The organism is Mesorhizobium sp. LNHC232B00 (genome assembly GCF_000502435.1).
In the GTDB taxonomy this organism is placed as follows: Bacteria; Pseudomonadota; Alphaproteobacteria; order Rhizobiales; family Rhizobiaceae; genus Mesorhizobium; species Mesorhizobium opportunistum.
In genome coordinates this window covers 129,542-146,956 of record NZ_AYWP01000010.1, presented here as the reverse complement: position 1 = coordinate 146,956, position 17,415 = coordinate 129,542, and the positions used below count along the sequence as shown (strand labels likewise).

The 17,415-nt window shown below is 64.8% G+C and carries 10 protein-coding genes and 2 pseudogenes; 7 read left to right on the top strand and 5 right to left on the bottom strand.

All coding sequences use genetic code 11. From position 1 onward, the window contains the following. Window positions 1-72 precede the first annotated feature (72 nt). Window positions 73-942, bottom strand: coding sequence for a transglutaminase family protein (locus X743_RS154055; protein ID WP_023766026.1), 870 nt, complete (start codon window positions 940-942; stop codon window positions 73-75). 169 nt (window positions 943-1,111) lie between these two features. Here X743_RS154055 and X743_RS154060 point away from each other — a divergent pair, with 169 nt between their 5' ends. Next, the gene (locus X743_RS154060; protein WP_023766025.1) at window positions 1,112-1,777 is read left to right on the top strand and encodes an HAD-IA family hydrolase; all 666 of its coding nucleotides are present in this window, start codon (window positions 1,112-1,114) and stop codon (window positions 1,775-1,777) included. 84 nt (window positions 1,778-1,861) lie between these two features. On the opposite strand, the gene X743_RS154065 is transcribed toward X743_RS154060, so the two are convergent. Continuing rightward, complete coding sequence (locus tag X743_RS154065) at window positions 1,862-2,083, bottom strand: DUF1674 domain-containing protein (RefSeq protein WP_023766024.1); 222 nt, start codon at window positions 2,081-2,083, stop codon at window positions 1,862-1,864. A 103-nt stretch (window positions 2,084-2,186) separates the two neighbouring features. Here X743_RS154065 and htpX point away from each other — a divergent pair. Then, window positions 2,187-3,205, top strand: a pseudogene (gene htpX, locus X743_RS01000000168970) (zinc metalloprotease HtpX). Beyond that, entirely contained in the window at window positions 3,196-4,590 is a 1,395-nt protein-coding gene (locus X743_RS154070) for an RsmB/NOP family class I SAM-dependent RNA methyltransferase (protein WP_023766023.1), read from the top strand. Before htpX ends, X743_RS154070 begins: the two are co-directional and overlap by 10 nt. A gap of 58 nt (window positions 4,591-4,648) precedes the next feature. Here the strand turns inward: X743_RS154070 and X743_RS154075 are convergent, their stop codons facing one another. Then, window positions 4,649-5,581 carry a phytanoyl-CoA dioxygenase family protein gene (locus X743_RS154075; RefSeq protein WP_023766022.1) on the bottom strand — a complete coding sequence of 311 codons (933 nt, stop codon included), beginning with the start codon at window positions 5,579-5,581 and terminating at the stop codon, window positions 4,649-4,651. Window positions 5,582-5,890: 309 nt separating this feature from the next. Here X743_RS154075 and X743_RS01000000168965 point away from each other — a divergent pair. Next, window positions 5,891-7,689: pseudogene (locus X743_RS01000000168965) on the top strand (heparinase II/III family protein). A 154-nt stretch (window positions 7,690-7,843) separates the two neighbouring features. Continuing rightward, a complete protein-coding gene (purH, locus tag X743_RS154080) occupies window positions 7,844-9,460 on the top strand; it encodes a bifunctional phosphoribosylaminoimidazolecarboxamide formyltransferase/IMP cyclohydrolase (protein ID WP_023766021.1) in 1,617 nt (538 codons plus the stop codon). Window positions 9,461-9,664: 204 nt separating this feature from the next. Here the strand turns inward: purH and X743_RS154085 are convergent, their stop codons facing one another. After that, window positions 9,665-11,041, bottom strand: a complete 1,377-nt coding sequence (locus tag X743_RS154085; RefSeq protein ID WP_023766020.1) for an MFS transporter — start codon at window positions 11,039-11,041, stop codon at window positions 9,665-9,667. A gap of 400 nt (window positions 11,042-11,441) precedes the next feature. Then, a complete protein-coding gene (locus X743_RS154090; protein WP_023766019.1) occupies window positions 11,442-16,232 on the bottom strand; it encodes an NAD-glutamate dehydrogenase in 4,791 nt (1,596 codons plus the stop codon). Between the two features lie 152 nt (window positions 16,233-16,384). Here X743_RS154090 and X743_RS154095 point away from each other — a divergent pair, with 152 nt between their 5' ends. Continuing rightward, complete coding sequence (locus X743_RS154095) at window positions 16,385-16,948, top strand: peroxidase-related enzyme (protein WP_023766018.1); 564 nt, start codon at window positions 16,385-16,387, stop codon at window positions 16,946-16,948. 136 nt (window positions 16,949-17,084) lie between these two features. Beyond that, window positions 17,085-17,411, top strand: coding sequence for a hypothetical protein (locus tag X743_RS154100; RefSeq protein WP_023766017.1), 327 nt, complete (start codon window positions 17,085-17,087; stop codon window positions 17,409-17,411). The last annotated feature ends 4 nt before the right edge of the window (window positions 17,412-17,415 follow it).

Below are 17,415 nucleotides of genomic sequence, written 5' to 3'. Positions count from 1 at the left end.
CCTGTTGCGGCACAGCGCTTGTGTGCCCAAGCGGACCAGTTGTCCCCAACTGCAAACCGAAATGGTGAGAGGCTAGGCCAGCATCCGTGCGCTGACCGTCTTGTCGATGCCGTGGTAGGGCGGATTGAACAGCCTGCCTTCCTGTTCATAGGTCCAAACCTTGAACAGGCTGAGCCGGTGCGGGCCGAAGCTGTGCAGCAGCGGCACGTCGGTGGCGTCTCGGCCGCGCGCGATGACGACGCGGCCGATCCTGGGCCGGTTGTGGCGCGGGTCGAACGTGTACCATTTGCCGTCCAGGAACACTTCCATCCAGGCCGAGAAATCCATCGGCGCCGGATCGGTCGGCACGCCGATGTCGCCGAGATAGCCGTTCACATAACGCGCCGGGATATTCATGCAGCGGCAGAGCGTGATCGCCAGATGGGCGAAGTCGCGGCAGACGCCCACCCGTTCCTCATGCGCTTGCGCCGCCGTGCGGGTCGAACGCGCATAGCCGTAGCCGAACGACAGGCGGTTGTGGACATAGTCGACGATCGCCTGCACCCGCGCCCAGCCGGATGGAAGATGACCGAACAGCTGCCAGGCAAGATTGCTGAGATGATCGGTCTCGCAGTAGCGGCTGCCGAGGAGATAACCGAGCACCTCGTCGGGCAGTTCGGACACCGGTAGCTCCCTGGCCAGCGTGTTGACCTCATCCGGTTCGCCGCTGTCCTCGACCACCGCGTCGTAAAGGATGCGAAAGCCCCCGGCAGGCGCGGTGAAGCGGCGGCAGGCATTGCCGTGCATGTCATGGTAGAGCCTGGTCGGCACGGAAGGCGATGTCAGCACACGCGTCTGCCGTTTGATGTCGGCCTGCCTGTCCTTGTGGATCTCGAGCAGCGAAATCACCGGAGTGGCCTCGGCGCATTCAATGGCGATTTCATAGCCGAGCCGGATCAGCATCACACGTCCCCCCTTCAATCGTCATGGAAAGCAGTGTCGTTGAAACGCCGGAGGGGAGCCGTGGTTCCCTGGAGCGTCCGAAAAGACACCCTCGCGCCTTCCCATGTCAGTGCCTTGACGTTACGGTTGCTCCCTCCCTCGACACGCTCCCCGGACTTCAAGGAAAATCATGTTTGCAGGCAGAAAATTCGCCGCCTTCCTCTTCGATATGGACGGCACGCTGATCAATTCCATCGCCTCGGCGGAGCGGGTGTGGAGCGATTGGGCACGTCGTCACGGCCTCGACGTCGCCGCCTTCCTGCCGACGATCCACGGTGTGCGGGCGATCGAGACCATCACCGGCCTTGCCCTCCCAGGCGTCGATCCGGCGCATGAGGCCGACCTGTTGCTGAAAGCCGAGGCCGACGATCTCGATGGCATTATGCCGATCTCCGGCGCCGTGGCGTTTCTCGAGGCGCTGCCTCCCGAGAGCTGGGCGATCGTGACCTCCGCGCCACGCTCGTTGGCGCTTGCACGCATGAAGGTTGCCGGCATTCCAGTTCCCGCCGTTCTCGTCGCGGCGGAAGACGTATCCCGAGGCAAGCCGGCGCCCGACTGCTTCCAGCTCGGCGCAAGACGGCTAGGCTTCGACGCGAGCGACTGCCTGGTGTTCGAGGATGCCCCTGCCGGCATCGCGGCGGCCGAGGCAGCGGAAGCCGCGGTCATGGTGATCAACGCCACGCACCAGCATCCGATGGCGACGCAGCATGCCGCGATCGCCGGCTACGATGCGGTCGGCATCACCGTCGACGAGCGCGGCTGGCTGGCGCTTGAGGCGCAACGCAGCGCCGCCTAGGTGTGGCGTTATCGGGTGTGTCGGGATTCAGGTCAGGCCGAGTCGAAAAGGGTGGCCAGTCTCACCTGAATTTCAACACACACCCTAAAAATCGCTGGTCAGGCCTTTGACTTCCCAGTCGCCGTAGCGGCCGGGTTCCTTGCCGCCACGGCCACCGATTTCCTTCGGCAGGGCGGCCTCCTTCTCGCGATACTCAGCGCGTCGTGCCTCGGCTTCCGCCAGGGCACGGCGGGCGGCTGGCGTCAGTGCTTTTGACGGCGTGTCGTCATCGGTTTCGGCCGGCGTTTTACTGGGTTCGTCGTTCATGCGATATTTCCAGCGGATTGAAACAGGGACAGGCGTTTCCCATCATAATAGCGATGAGCTCAGGACTATCGACCCCCTTTCGCGATCTGGACAGGAGCAGCCGATGAACACCATTCGCACCGCCATGCTTCTTGCCGCGATGACGGCGCTGTTCATGGGCGTCGGCTTCCTGATCGGCGGGTCGGGCGGCATGATGATCGCGCTGGTGATCGCCGCCGGCGCCAATCTGTTCAGCTACTGGAACGCCGACAAGATGGTGCTGTCGATGAACCGCGCCGTCGAGGTCGACGAGAAGAACGCGCCGGAATATTACGCCATCGTCCAGGCGCTGGCCAAGCAGGCCGGCCTGCCGATGCCCAAGACCTATCTGATCGACGTCCCCAGCCGAACGCCTTCGCCACCGGCCGCAATCCGCAGAACGCCGCGGTTGCCGCCTCCACCGGCTTGCTGCAGCGGCTGACCCATGAGGAAGTCGCGGCCGTCATGGCGCACGAGCTCGCCCACGTCCAGCATCGCGACACGCTGACCATGACCATCGTCGCTACCTTTGCCGGCGCCATCTCGATGCTTGGCAACTTCGCCTTCTTCCTCGGCGGCAACCGCGACAACAACCCGTTCGGCTTTGTCGGCGTGCTGGCCGCGATGATCGTGGCGCCCTTCGCCGCGATGATCGTGCAGATGGCGGTCAGCCGCACCCGCGAATACGAGGCCGACCGGCGCGGCGCCGAAATCTGTGGACACCCGCTGTGGCTGGCATCGGCGCTTGACAAGATCGCCCGTGGCGCCGAACGCATTCCCAACCCCGATGCCGAGCGCAATCCGGCGATGGCGCATCTCTTCATCATCAATCCCCTACACGGCGAGCGCATGGACAGTCTGTTCTCCACCCACCCGGCCACCGAGAACCGCATCGCTGCGCTGCAGGAAATGGCGCGGCAGATGGGCGACAGTGCCCCCCGGACGGCGGAACGCAGGGCGCCCGTGCCGCCGCGGGCCGACGAGGTCCAATCGGCCGGGCCGTGGGGCAAGCCGGCCGCACCGGAACAGTCCGCCGAACCCGCCAAGCCGAACTCCAATCCATGGGGTCGCAACCCGACCGGGCCCAAAGGCCGGTGGTCGTGAGCGTGGCGGACAGAGGACCTCGACGCACGGTTTCAGGCGATCAGGAGCACAAGGACGGAGGCGAATTCGTCGCTGGTCTCGCCGCCCGCAAGGCGGCGGCGCGCTTGCTTGCCGCTGTCATGGATGCCAGGACGCCGCTCGACGGCCTGACCGACCACGAGAACGGCCATCCGCAATACAAGGCGCTCGATCCGCGCGACCGTGGCCTGGTGCGCGCCATCCTGGTCACTGCGCTGCGCTATCGCATGACCATTACGGGGTTGCTGGCGCGGCGCCTGGAAAAGCCGCTGCCGCCCAACGCCACCGCTTTGTCCCACATCCTGCATGTGGCGGCCGCGCAGATCCTGTTCCTCGATATTCCCGACAGCGCCGCTGTCGACCTGGCGGTGACCCACGCCAAATCCGACCCGCGCACGCAGCGCTTCTCCGGCCTGGTCAACGGCGTGCTGCGCACCCTGGCGCGAGCCAAGGACACGGAACTGCCAGCTGCCCTTGCCACCACCGACGAAGCGCCAAAATGGTTCTCCGACCGGCTAAAGGCCGCCTATGGCGCCGACAAGACGAAGCAAATTCTCGCGGCCCACCGGCATGAAGCGCCGGTCGACTTCACGGTCAAGGCCGATCCCGAACTCTGGGCCGAAAAGCTCGGCGGCATCGTGCTGCCGACCGGGACGGTTCGAGTGGAAAATCTTGCCGGCCCCGTTATCGAACTGCCCGGTTTCGCGGAGGGCGCCTGGTGGGTGCAGGATGCGGCGGCCAGCTTTCCCGCCCGGCTGTTCGGCGATATCCGGGGACTGCGCGTCGCCGATCTCTGCGCGGCGCCCGGCGGCAAGACCGCACAGCTGATCCTGGCCGGAGCCAGGGTTACCGCCGTCGACAGCTCGAAGAACCGGCTGGCCCGGCTGGCGCAGAATCTCGACCGCCTCGGCCTTGCAGCGGACATCGTCCAGGCCGACCTCATCAAATACGAGCCGGCGGAACTGTTCGACGCCGTGCTCCTCGATGCGCCCTGCTCGTCGACCGGCACGGTGCGCCGGCATCCCGACGTGCCCTGGACCAAGACGGCGGCCGATGTCGAAAAACTCGCCGATCTGCAGAACAGGCTGCTGGCCCGCGCCGTCACCCTGGTCAGGCCAGGCGGCCGGATCGTCTTTTCCAATTGTTCGCTCGACCCGATCGAAGGCGAGGATCTCCATCGCGCGTTCCTCAAGGCAACGCCGGCGGTCACCGACGATCCCCTGCATCAGGGCGAGATCGCCGGCATCGATTCGTTCCTGACGGCGCAAGGCACGCTGCGCACCACGCCCGCTGACCTCGACCTCGGAGCGCCGGAGCGCTCGGGTCTGGACGGCTTCTTCGCCGCGCGCATGCGCCGAGCTCTTTAGAGCAATTCCAGGAAAAGTGTGAACGGTTTTCCGTCCGGAATTGCGTCAAAACAAAGAGTTAGAGCATGTCGTCCAGGCTCCAGTGGTTGCCCCAACGAGCATCGATTTCGTCGTCGACATTCTGGTAGCGGATATCCGTCGACAGTCGGATCAGTCCGTTTTTACTCTGGTTGGTGGTGGAGGCATGGATCATGTAGGGCGAGTGAAGGACGATGTCGCCCGCCTCGAAATCCGCCATCAGCCACCTAGTATCGAACTGTTCCGCCATGTGAGGCAGGTCCTTCGACACCCAGCCACCCTCTGTCATATTGCGGTTGTAGGCGCTGATGCGTTCCTCGGGACCGAGATCGGCATTGTCCCTGGCGAATTGTGCCTCCAGGGTAGTGCCAATGGCATGCGATCCCTCCAGGTAGATGAGACCTCCCATGTCGATCGAGGCATCGCCGATCGGTATCCAGGCCGTCACCACGCGGCTTGTGCCGCCGCGCAGGTAGACGAGATCGTAATGCGCAGGCGTCGCGGTGGCGGTGCCAGGCAAGGTGAAGCGCATGATCTTTCGCTTGTGCAGGTAGGATAACCCGCCCGTGAAAGCGTCCATCAGGCGCGATAGGCGCGGCTGCGCGCAAAAGCCCTCATAGGCCGTCGAACGGACCACCGACATCAAGCGACGATTGGCGAGCTGGTGATCGATAGCACTGTCGGAAGCGATACCGAGCGAAGGGTTGGTCGCCGGCTTCAAAAGTCCGCTATCGGCAAGATGGGAAAGCACCCAGCCGCGAAACTCGATCACCTCACCGCGCGGCAAGAGCCCTTTCAGCCAGACATAGCCTTGCGTTCCAAAAAGGCGGCGAATGGCCTCGACGCCAATGGAAGGGTCCGTCGGCGAAAGGTAGCCCAGCCTGTTCGGCATCGTCGACAGCACCTTGCCGTTGGCTGTCAAGGCAACCGGCGGGGCGCCCCGCAATGGCTGTTCGCCGGCTGATATCGACATTTCAATCACCTGGATGGCTTCGACCTTGGCAGAACAATAGCTTGGTATCTCAACTCTTCCCATAGGTGGAAAACCGACCGGGACTCTTTCGCTCATGACCAGCCGGCACTATGCCTTGTGCCGATCGCCACGCCACAAGAGGACCTAAGTCGCGGCATGAACCAGGTGTATGACCCGGAAAAGACGTGACTTTTTTAGGGACGACCGGCCACGGCCGCGTGAAGTGGCTCGATCAGGCGAAATCGGCCTTCGCATAAGTTCTTGAATCATATAAACTTGCACCGGGGTAGAGGACGTCCAGGAGGGCTTTTGGCACTGGTTGCCAGCAACACGACGCGTCTTTGGACGCTTGTCGCGAAGGAGTTCTGGCGCAAGACGCGCCGGCGCTTGCGCGCCGGGCCAGTCTATCGCTGGCGCTATTCCGGGCGCACGCCCGAACGCGTGCTTATCGCGCCGCCGGACTTGCGCCTCGCCGACCCGCAGATCGCGCTCGAGATCTATTACGGCCGCTATCCCTTGTCGGGGCATCTGGTCGAGACCGGCGGCAAGTCACCCTTCCAGATCAATGTTCCAAATCACGGCTGGCAAAAGACGCTGCATGGCTTTCGCTGGCTTCGCCACATGCGCGCAGCCGGCACCGAGCTTGCCGCCGCCAATGCCCGCGCTCTGGTTTCCGACTGGATCACCATGCATGGCAGCCATATTTCCGGCATCGCCTGGGAGCCTGGCATCACGGCCAAGCGCATCATCGCCTGGCTGCAGCATTCTTCCGTGGTGCTGCAAGGCGCGGAGTTTCCGTTCTATCGCGCCTTCCTGAAATCGCTGGCCGTCCAGATCCGCTACCTGAGGTCGATGGCCCGCGAAATGCCTGACGGCAAGGACCGGCTGCGGGCCCGCATCGCGCTGGCCTTCGCGGCGCTTTCCCTGCCGGCGCCGGCTTCGGCGCTGCGCGGCGCCACCCGCAACCTGGCCGAGGAACTCAACCGCCAGATCCTCGCCGACGGCGGCCATATCTCGCGCAATCCGATGACGGTGCTGGAAATCCTCGCCGACCTTTTGCCACTGCGCCAGACCTACGCCAACCAGGCGGAGGCGCCGCCGCAAGCGCTGATCGGCGCGATCGACCGCATGCTGCCGGCGCTGCGCTTCTTCCGCCACCAGGATGGCAGCCTGGCCCGCTTCAACGGCATGGGCGCCACGATCCACGACCGTATCGCCACCATCCTGCGCCACGACGACACCGCCGGAGCTCCGCTGCTGCACGCGCCGCATTCGGGCTATGAGCGGCTGTCGATGGGCGGCACCACCGTCATTGCCGATACCGGCCTGCCGCCGCCGGTCGACGTGTCCAACGCGGCCCACGCCGGCTGTCTCGCCTTCGAACTGTCGTCGGGCCGCCAGCACTACATCGTCAACGCCGGCATCGACACCTATGGCGCCGCCGAGTTCCGGCCGCTGGCCCGCGCCACCGCCGCGCACTCGACCGCCACCATCAACGACACCTCTTCGGCGCGGTTCACCCACTCGCTGCGGGTCAACGATCAGCTGGGTTCGCCCTTGATTGGCGGCCCGCAGCATGTCCAGTGCAAGCGCACCGACCAGAAGGGCGTTCACGGCTTCATCGCCCGTCATGACGGCTATCTCCAGCGCTTCGGCTTCCTGCATGAGCGCGACCTGAAACTGTCCTCGAACGGCAATGTGCTCGCCGGCAGGGACCGGTTCCAGCGGCCCGGCAATGCCGAGATCCGCAACAACGGCCGCGACTTCGTCACCGTGCGCTTCCATATCCATCNTTCCAGCGGCCCGGCAATGCCGAGATCCGCAACAACGGCCGCGACTTCGTCACCGTGCGCTTCCATATCCATCCAGACATCAACCTTTTGCAGGACGAGCATGACCGCCTGGTGCTGACCGCCGATCAGGCCGACACCTGGGTGTTCACCTCGAGCGAAGTGGTGCCGGAGGTCGAGGAATCGATCTATTTCGCCGGTCTTGGCGGCCCGCGCCGCAACCGCCAGATCGTGCTTGCGTTCAAGGCGTCCGATGTGGCCGAAGTCCATTGGCAGCTGACGCGCACCAGCATCGCCGGCTACCCGGAAAACAACTGAAGCAATTCCAGGAAAGTGTGAAGCGGTTTTTCCGGGAAAAGCGCGCAGCGCTTTCCCTTGTGAATTGCGTCAAAACCCGACCGCCGGTTTGATTTCCTGAAATCATGTGCTAGGGCGCGGGCTTGCCCCTCCAGCCGTGAAAGGCCGCCAGCCCATGGCCGTCGCCGCCAAGAACATTCCCGCACCGGACCTCGTTCCCGTCCGCCGTGCTCTGCTCTCCGTTTTCGACAAGACCGGCCTGATCGACTTCGCCAGGGGATTGGCTTCGGCCGGCGTCGAACTGGTTTCGACCGGCGGCACCGCCAAGGCGATCGCCGAGGCCGGCATGACGGTGCGCGACGTTTCCGAGCTCACCGGCTTTCCCGAGATCATGGATGGCCGTGTCAAGACGCTGCATCCATCGGTGCATGGCGCGCTGCTTGGCGTGCGCGACGACCCCGAACATTCGGCGGCGATGCACAAATACGGCATCGAGCCGATCGATCTCGTCGTCTCCAATCTCTATCCGTTCGAGGAGGTGCGCCGCTCCGGCGCCGACTATGCAGCGATCGTCGAGAACATCGACATCGGCGGCCCGGCGATGATTCGCGCCTCGGCCAAGAACCATGCCTACGTCGCCATCGTCACCGATCCTGGCGACTACGCCTCGGTGCTGAACGCGCTGGAGATGAACATCGGCTCGCTGTCGCTGGACTTCCGCAAGAAGCTGGCCGCCAAGGCCTTTGCCCGCACCGCCAGCTATGACGCGGCGATCTCCGGCTGGTTCGCCGAAGCGCTCGACATCGAGCATCCGACCTGGCGCGCCTTCGGCGGCAGGTTGACCGAGGTGATGCGCTATGGCGAAAACCCGCACCAGGGCGCCGGCTTCTACGTCAATGGCGACAAGCGGCCGGGCGTCGCCACGGCGCGCCAGCTGCAGGGCAAGCAGCTGTCCTACAACAACATCAACGACACCGACGCCGCCTTCGAACTGGCCGGCGAATTCGATCCCGGCCGCTCCGCCGCCGTGGCGATCATCAAGCATGCCAACCCGTGCGGCGTCGCCGAGGGCGCCTCGCTGAAAGCCGCCTACGCCAAGGCGCTGGCCTGCGACCCGGTCTCGGCCTTCGGCGGCATCGTCGCTCTCAACCGCACCCTCGACGCCGAGGCGGCGGAAGAGATCGTGAAAACCTTCACCGAGGTGATCATTGCGCCCGACGCGACCGACGAGGCGGCGGCGATCGTCGCCGCGAAGAAGAACCTGCGCCTGCTGGTCACCGGCGGCCTGCCCGACCCGCGCTCGCCCGGCACGACGGTCAAGTCCGTCGCCGGCGGCATGCTGGTCCAGGGCCGCGACAATGCCGTGGTCGACGAGCTGGAGCTCAAGGTGGTGACCAAGCGCGCGCCGACGCCGGCCGAGATGGCCGACCTCAAATTCGCCTTCCGCGTCGCCAAGCACGTCAAGTCGAACGCTATCGTCTACGCCAAGGACGGCGCCACCGTCGGCATCGGCGCCGGCCAGATGAGTCGCGTCGATTCCTCACGCATCGCCGCCCGCAAGGCGCTCGACGCGGCCGAAGCGGCCGGCATGGCGGAGCCACTGACCAAGGGCTCGGTCGTCGCCTCCGACGCCTTCTTCCCCTTCGCCGACGGTTTGCTGTCGGCCATCGAAGCCGGCGCCACCGCGGTGATCCAGCCCGGCGGCTCGATGCGCGACGAAGATGTCATCGCCGCCGCCGATAAGCATGGCATCGCCATGGTGTTCACGGGCGTCAGGCACTTCAGGCATTGAAGCACCTTTTTCCTTCTCCCCCTGTGGGGTCCGAAGGACGGGGCGAGACCCGTGGCTCGCCCCAGGGCGGTGGATCGGCGCGACAGCGCCGAGACGGTTGAGGGGTGTTCCAGCGGAGTGAGGCGTTGGCGTTCCCTGGCGCACCCCTCATCCGACCTCGCTACGCGAGGCCACCTTCTCCCGCAAGGGGAGAAGGAAGAGGCGCTATTCCACCGGCCGATCCGCCGGATAAGGCGTCCTGAGCAGGATCGCCATGCCTATAGCCAGGAACAGGATGATCACCGCCATGCCGAGCCGGGCCGAGTCGCTCACCGCGGTGATCGTCGCCACCAGGAACGGCGCCAGGAAACTGGTCGCGCGGCCGGCCAGCGCGTAGATGCCGAAATAGCGGCCGGATTCGGCGGCCGTGACGCTGCGCGCCATATAGGAACGCGACGACGCCTGCACCGGCCCGAAAGCCAGTCCGATGAGCAGGCCGTACAGGATGTAGGCCTTCTCCGCCGCCGTGCCGAACAGCCCGCCGGAATCGGTGGTCGGCAGCTGGATCAGGCCGAGCAGCGTGAAGCCCGGACCGGTCGAGACGACACCGATGGTGGCGACCGACAGCATGACCAACGCGATCATCACCACGGCCTTTGAGCCGAGCGCGGTGTCCAGCCGTGCGGCGACCCAGCAGCCGAAGATGGCGACCACGTTGAGGATGATGCCGAACATGCCGATCTCGGTGATCGACCAGTGGAACATGCCTGCCGCGAACGTGCCGCCGAGCGCCAGCAGGGCGTTGACGCCGTCCTGATAGATCATGCGGGCGACGAGGAAGCGGAAGATGCCGCCGCGCTTGCGCACCTCGGCCAGGGTCGATTTCAGCTCCGACAGGCCTTCACGCACCGCTGGCCCGATCGGAATGCCCTTGATGGCGTCCGGCGTGAAGAAAAACATCGGCAGGATGAACAGGAAATACCAGCCGGCCGATAGCGGCCCGGTGGCCCTGGCGTCTTCGCCGAGCTTCGGGTCGAGCCCGAACAGCGGGTCGATGCCGATGATCGTCTTGCCGGTCTCCGGCGAACCGGCCAGGCAGGTGACGACGAAGATCAGCGCGATCATGCCGCCGAGATAGCCGAGGCCCCAGGCGATGTTGGAGATGCGGCCGATCTCGCTCTTCGGCACCAGCCGCGGCATCATGGAATCGTTGAATACGGTCGAGAACTCGGCAGCCACGGAAGCCAGCGAGAACAGCGCCACGACCAGGAACAGGTTCGAGCCGGGCGCCGCGAACCACAGCAGGATGAGGCTGGTGATCTTGATCGCGGCGAAAAAGGCGATCCACGGCTTGCGCGGCCCGGTCTGGTCGGCGATCGAGCCGAGGATCGGCGACAGCACCGCGATGACCAGCCCGGCGGCGGCGATGCCGTAGCCCCAGACGGCCTGGCCGATATTGGGATCACCAGCCATGCGCGAAACGAAATAGGGGCCGAAGATGAAGGTGGTGACGACCGTGAAGAACGGCTGCGCCGCCCAGTCGAAGAACATCCATCCCCAGATGCCGCGTCCCGACGCACGCTGCACTGTTTCTACCGCCATGATGATTCCCCCGGCCGCGCCCGTGTCGGGCGCCATGTCTGCATGTTTTTCATGACCGCGCAAATGACAAGCGTCCAGCTGCCGTTCATTGCTCCTGGGTTCCGTACCCCCACGAAAGCTGCGCTATGCGCACATCTTGTGTGATTAGCGTGACTGATCGGCCGAGGCTCGATTGCCACGTGGTTCCCCCAATCCGTCGCTGCTTCGCAGCGCCACCTTTCCCCCCTCCGGAGGAAAAGGAAAGGAGCGTTGCTGGACGCGCGTTGACGGCAAAGAGCTTGGCGCCTTTCCTCTGCCCGTCGGTCGGGGGAGAGGTGGCTCGGCGAAGCCGAGACGGAGTGGGGGTCGACCAGCGCGGCATAACAATGCATGCGCCAATCTGCTATGCACGCTATCGGCCTCACATCCCTGTCAGATCGCTCATCAGGCCTGACGCCACCGACAGCCGCGACACGGTGATGTCGCCGCCTTCGGTGAGCGCCTGCAACCGCTCGCGGATGCGCGCCACCCGCTCGCCGCCGGCTTCCAGCCAGGCCACCACCGGGTCCGCCGTATCGGCATGGCCGGTGAGCGCCGCCACCGCGATGCCGCGACGCGACGCGCCGATCGTGTCGGTGGCACGGGACAGAGCGAGTTGGTCATAATAGTCCGAAGGTGTGATCGAGCGTGCGGCGTCCTCGACGCGCGGGATGCGGAAGGCGTCGCTGACGGCGAAGAACGCCTTGGCAGCGGCGACGATGTCGGCACCAGCGGTGCGCGCCGTCAGGGCGATGTCGGGGATGAGTTCCGCCACCTCGCTTAGCGCCAACTGCCCGGCCAATCGTTCCGGCGCGCCGGCCTTGAACAGCCCGTGCCGCTTCTCCTCGATCCGCTCGCGTGAAAAGGCCGGCAGCAGCGAAACGAGTTTCGGCTCCAGCGCCTTGCGCGCGTCCTGCAGCTCGGCGATGCGCTGACCGAGCGGCGCCGTGCCGGCATCGTTCTTCAGATACCAGCCGCTGGTCACATAGATCAGCCGGCTAACCATCTGGTAGAGATCGAGTTGCACCTGGCCGTCGATCTGGCTGTCGAGCGCGTCGATCTCGCGATAGAGCGCCGGCAGCGCAAAGCCGTCGCGCACCACCGCGAAGGTGCGCACCACGTCGGCGGCGGCGCGGCCCGTCGCTTCCTGTAGCCGGTTGACGAAGGACGGGCCGCCGCGATTGACCAGGTCGTTGGCGACGACACGGGCAATGATCTCGCGGCGCAGCCTATGGCCGTGGATCTCGGCGGCGTATTTCTTGCCCATCCGGTCCGGGAAATAGCCCATCAGGTCGCGGTCGAAATGCGCATCATCAGGCACGTCGCTGGCGACGATGTCGGAAAACAGCACGATCTTGGCGTAGGCGAGCAGCACGCCGAGTTCCGCCCGGGTCAGCGGCTCGCCGCGCGCCTCGCGCTCGGCAAGGGCCGCCGGCGACGGCAGCGTCTCGACGGCACGGTCGAGCAGGCCGCGCGCCTCGAGCGCGGTCATGAACCGCGCCTGATGCGCGATGTCGGCGAGCCCGCGCTTGCGCGCGATCGAAAGCGCCAGGGTCTGCTGGTAGTTGTTCGACAGCACCAGAGAGCCGACCTCGCCGGTCATCTCGGCCAGCAGCTTGTTGCGCGCCGGACGCGTCAGCGATCCCTTGCGCATGGCCGACGCCAAGGCGATCTTGATGTTGACCTCGACGTCGGAGCAGTTGACGCCGCCCGAATTGTCGATGGCGTCGGAATTGCAGCGGCCGCCATTCATGCCGAACTCGATGCGCGCCCGCTGCGTGACGCCGAGATTGGCGCCCTCGCCGATCACCTTGGCACGAACGTCAAGTGCCGTGATGCGGACGGCATCGTTGGCACGGTCGCCGACCTCGGCGTTGGTTTCGGTCGATGCCCGCAGATAGGTGCCGATGCCGCCGAACCACAGGAGATCGACCGGCGCCTTGAGGATGGCGGTCATGATCTCGACCGGCGTGGCGGTCGTCTTGGCCAAGCCGATCGCCGCCGCCGAGGCCGCCGGCAAGGTGATCGACTTCTGGTTGCGCGAGACGATGATGCCGCCTTCCGAAAGCTTGCTCTTGTCGTAGTCCTGCCAGGATGAGCGGGCGAGAGCGAACATGCGCTCGCGCTCGGCCATCGAGGCCGCCATGTCCGGGTCCGGATCGATGAAGATGTCGCGATGGTCGAAGGCGGCGATCAGCCTTGTCTTCGGCGATAGCAGCATGCCGTTGCCGAACACGTCGCCCGACATGTCGCCGACACCGACAACCGTGAAGGGCGACGTCTGGATATCGCGGTTGATCTCGCGGAAATGTCGCTTGACCGCTTCCCAGGCGCCTTTGGCGGTGATGCCCATCTTCTTGTGGTCATAGCCGGCCGAGCCGCCGCTGGCGAAGGCGTCGTCGAGCCAGAAGCCGTGTTTCTCGGAGATCGCGTTGGCGGTGTCGGAGAAGGTCGCCGTGCCTTTGTCGGCGGCGACGACGAAGTACGGATCGTCCTGATCGCGCCTGACGACGCCGGCCGGCGGAATGACGCCGTCCAGCCCGATATTGTCGGTGATCGACAAAAGGCTGGAGACGAAATTCTTGTAGGCCGACGTGCCGGCCTCGAAGATCGCGTCACGCCCGGCGCTCATCGGCAGTTTTTTGGGATAGAAACCACCCTTGGCGCCGACCGGCACGATGACGGCGTTCTTGACCTGCTGCGCCTTGACCAGGCCGAGCACCTCGGTGCGGTAGTCCTGGGCGCGGTCAGACCAGCGCAGGCCGCCGCGCGCCACCGGGCCGAAGCGCAGATGCAGGCCCTCGACCTCGGAACCGTAGACGAAGATCTCCCGCCACGGCCGTGGCGCCGGCAGCCCCTCGACCGCCTGCGAGTCGAGCTTGATCGCCAGCGACCGGCCTTTCTCTTTCGTATCGGCAACGAAATGATTGGTGCGCAGCGAGGCCTCGATCAGATTGAGGTAGCGGCGAATGATGGTGTCGTCATCGATGTTGGGCACATCTTCGAGCGCATCTTTGATCTTGGCCTTGAGATGCTTGGCCGCCACCATGCCTTCGCCCTGGGCGGTCGGGCCAAGCCGGGCGATGAACAGCGCATGCAAGCCGCGCGCGATGTCGGGATAGCGGTTCAGTGCCGCGGCGATGAAGTCCTGGCTTTGCGGAATGCCGACCTGCTGCAGATAGCGGCCATAGGCGCGCAGGATCGTGATTTCGCCGGACCACAGGCCGGCGGTCTGGGCAAGGCCGTTATAACCGTCATTGTCGACATCGCCGCGCCACACCGACAGGAACGCGTCCTCGAACAACGCGCCGCCATTGCCGAGGTCGATCGGCTTGCCATAGCTGTTCTCCAACTCCATGTCGTGGATGAAGACCCGGCCGGACTGCTCGTCACCAACCTCGAAGGTGCGCTCGCTGATGACGCGAAAGCCGATGTTTTCCAGCAGCGGAACCCGCCGCGACAGCGCCACCGGGCTGGCATGGTGAAAAATCTTCAGCGCCGCCTGATGCGGCTTCTGCTCGGCATGGCGGTAGTAGTCGATGGCGATCGGATTGTCGGCGCCGATCTTGGCGATGCGCCCGGCATCGACCAATGCCTCCGCCGCGCTGAACGATTCGCGATAGCTCTCCGGCAGCCTCGCGGCGATTGTCTTCAGCGCCTGGTCCCCGCCATGGGCATCCGCCGCGTCGGAAAGGGCATCCTCCCAGGTCCGCACGATGTCTCGGATCGCCGCCTCGATCGTCGCCTGCTCGACTTTCGGCGTCTTGCCGCCGGAGCGGCCGATGATGAAATGCACGCGCGCTAGCCCGCCTTCCGGGAAGGCCGGGTAATAGGCCGACAGCCGGCCCTCGAAAACGGTTTTCAGATAGGCGCCGATCTTCTCGCGCACGACACTGTCGTAGCGGTCGCGCGGCACAAAGACGAGGATCGAGACGAAGCGGTCGAACTGGTCGGCACGCACCAGCGCCCGCACCCGCGGCCGCTCGACCAGGCCGAGAATGGCCGCGGCGTGCTTTCTCAGGATCGGCACCGGCACCTGGAACAGTTCGTCGCGCGGATAGCTCTCCAGCACGTTGATGAGTGCCTTGCCGGAATGATCGTGGCGGTCGAAGCCGGACTTGGCGATGATGGTTTCGGCCTTGGACCTGAGATAGGGAATCTTCATCACCGAGCGCGTGTAGGCGGTCGAGGTGAACAGGCCGACGATGCGCAGTTCGCCCGCCAACGCGCCCTGGGCGGTGTAGGTCTTGATGCCGATGTAATCGAGATAGATGCGGCGGTGCACCAACGACTTGGCATTGGCTTTGGTGACGATCAGCGGCTCCGGCCCGTGCAGGAAGGCGCGGATTTCCGGTGTCGTCGTCACCGCTTCGGTGCCGCGCCTGAGCACCAGCACGTCGGGATCCGTCAGGATGCCGAGGCCGGCCTTGTCGGCGCGCTCCAGCGTGCCGCTTTCCTCGCCGCCGGTGTATTTGAATTCGCGCATGCCGAGGAAGGTGAAATTGTCGTCGCGCAGCCACTCCAGGAAAGCGATCGCCTCGGCAACGCTCTTCTTGTCGAGCGGCACCGCCGAATAGCGGAACTCCGAGATCGCCTGGTCGAGCCGGGCCAGCATTGGCTTCCAGTCGTGGACGGCGGCGTGAACCTGGCCGAGCATCTTGCGCAGCCGCTCGGTCAAGCCGGCCGCAGCTTCGACCGTCACCCGTGGAATATGAACGTGGATGACGCTCAGCCGATCGTGGCTGCCGTCGTCCTTGGCGAAATTGCCGTCGCCGAGGATCTCTTCCACTCCGCCCTTGCCGTGGCGAACCGTGATGACCGGGTGGGTGACCAGGCTCGGCTCGCCGGCGGTTTCCGTGATCTCGCCGAGGATGGAATCGAACAGGAACGGCATGTTGTCGTTGACGACGGTGATCACCGTGACCGGCCGGCCTTCGCGGAACACACCCGAATCGGCTTCGACGGCGACGACGCATTCACCCTTCTTGTGGCCGGCGACCGCCTGACCGGCGAGGTCGGCGGCGCGTTCGAGGTCGGCCACTTCATAGGCGGCGATGTCTTCGGCCGGCGCGCGGGCAAGCAGGTAATCGGCAAGCCTGGCTGGCCTTTCCTCCGTTTTCGCCGCCGCTGTTGCCTTCTTTTTCAACTTAGCTGCGGTTTTCACGCTGGCCATGGTGCTTCTTGCCTCCCGTCGCATGCTTTTGAGACTATGGTAGCAGATGACCGCTGTTTGGCGACAAAGGTTTGACGGCTTGCCAAGAATTATCGGAATTCCAATTGTCGGAATTCGGCGGCAAGCCATCATCCAGGGTGGAGAGATGAGCAATGAACGGCAAAATTTCGGCGCTTGATCTGGCTCCCGAAGAGTTGAGCGAGCCGACAAAAGCCTATTTCGCCAAATGCGAGGAGAAGCTCGGCCTCGTTCCCAACGTGCTCAAGGCCTACGCTTTCGACGACAAGAAACTGCGCGCCTTCACCGACATGTACAACGATCTGATGCTGGGTGAGTCAGGCCTGTCGAAGCTGGAGCGCGAGATGATCGCGGTCGCCGTCTCCTCCATCAACCATTGCTATTATTGCCTGACCGCGCATGGCGCGGCGGTGCGCCAGCTGTCCGGCGACCCGGCGCTCGGCGAGATGATGGTGATGAATTTCCGCGCCGCCGATCTTTCGCCCAGGCAGACCGCAATGCTCGAATTCGCCGTCAAGCTGACCGAACAGCCGGCAAAGATCGTCGAGGCTGATCGGGCAGCGCTGCGCGACGCCGGCTTCACCGATCGCGACATATGGGACATCGCCTCGACCGCTGCCTTCTTCAACATGTCGAACCGCGTGGCGGCTGCGATCGACATGCGGCCGAACGACGAATACCACGCCATGGCAAGGTGAGGCGCGGCGGCCGGAATCCTGCCCGCCTTATATCAGCTATCCCTCATCTTCGTTGATTGTTTGCCCGTTTGGTCCGATGATCGGCGCGCGGCGTGACCGCATGCCGGTTCGATGCCGCTGATGAAGGGAGGAGAACATGGCGAAATTTCTCTACGTCTATCACGGTTCCGGCAAGATGCCGGCGACCGAGGCCGATCTAAAGGCGTTGACGGACAGCTGGACGGGCTGGTTCGGAAAACTTGGCTCGGCTGTGGTCGACCGTGGCAATCCGGTTGGCATGTCGAAAACCGTCCTGCCCGGCGGCAAGGTCGAGAACAATGGCGGCAGCAACCCGACCGGCGGCTATTCGATCATCGAGGCGAAAGACATCGACGACGCCACCAGCAAAGCCAAGGATTGTCCGATCCTGATGGAGCCGAACTGCAACGTCGAGATCGCGCCGATCCTCAATATTATGGGTTGACGCG

Coding starts and splice junctions, on each gene's coding strand:
- X743_RS154055 (WP_023766026.1), bottom strand. CDS start 942: ATGCTGATCCGGCTCGGCTATGAAATCGCCATTGAATGCGCCGAGGCC.
- X743_RS154060 (WP_023766025.1), top strand. CDS start 1,112: ATGTTTGCAGGCAGAAAATTCGCCGCCTTCCTCTTCGATATGGACGGC.
- X743_RS154065 (WP_023766024.1), bottom strand. CDS start 2,083: ATGAACGACGAACCCAGTAAAACGCCGGCCGAAACCGATGACGACACG.
- X743_RS154075 (WP_023766022.1), bottom strand. CDS start 5,581: ATGTCGATATCAGCCGGCGAACAGCCATTGCGGGGCGCCCCGCCGGTT.
- purH (WP_023766021.1), top strand. CDS start 7,844: ATGGCCGTCGCCGCCAAGAACATTCCCGCACCGGACCTCGTTCCCGTC.
- X743_RS154085 (WP_023766020.1), bottom strand. CDS start 11,041: ATGGCGGTAGAAACAGTGCAGCGTGCGTCGGGACGCGGCATCTGGGGA.
- X743_RS154090 (WP_023766019.1), bottom strand. CDS start 16,232: ATGGCCAGCGTGAAAACCGCAGCTAAGTTGAAAAAGAAGGCAACAGCG.
- X743_RS154095 (WP_023766018.1), top strand. CDS start 16,385: ATGAACGGCAAAATTTCGGCGCTTGATCTGGCTCCCGAAGAGTTGAGC.
- X743_RS154100 (WP_023766017.1), top strand. CDS start 17,085: ATGGCGAAATTTCTCTACGTCTATCACGGTTCCGGCAAGATGCCGGCG.